The 400-nt window shown below is 39.8% G+C and carries 1 protein-coding gene; it reads right to left on the bottom strand.

Features of this window, described 5'->3' with window-relative positions; genetic code table 11:
- Window positions 1-109 precede the first annotated feature (109 nt).
- Window positions 110-400 (bottom strand): GreA/GreB family elongation factor (locus PZH32_RS11585; protein WP_275208408.1); only part of this gene is annotated, 291 nt, incomplete at its 5' end.

Here is a 400-nt window from a genome sequence, read left to right as displayed (position 1 = left end):
CTGATCCCGAATCAGTGATTGTTCCGTCCAAATCAAATAATACGGTACTGATCTCCATCACCGTTCATCTCTCCTCTCTCACAGTACTTTTCTTCTTGAAACTATCTTTTTAAAAGCTACTGATATGATCTTCAGCTTCATCTTCTGTCTTGATCACTTTGCGTATCACTACATAATATCCAAAATCATCATTGACTTTTATATAAACCCGATCGCCCTCTTTATGTCCCAGTAACGCCTTGCCAATCGGAGATTCTATACTGACAAGGCCATTCAATGAACTTCCCCGGACAGAAGTGACGATCCGGTAAGTTTCCACTTCATCATCATCCTCACAATACAGTTCCACTGTATTATTCAGTCCGATTTCATCTGCTTTGGAATGATCTTCTACAATTTC

Origin of the sequence: Adlercreutzia equolifaciens, from assembly GCF_029076695.1 — a bacterium.
Classification (GTDB): Bacteria; Actinomycetota; Coriobacteriia; order Coriobacteriales; family Eggerthellaceae; genus Adlercreutzia; species Adlercreutzia equolifaciens_A.
The sequence above is the reverse complement of the archived record's forward strand: the minus strand, read 5'-3'. Positions and strand labels throughout refer to the sequence as shown.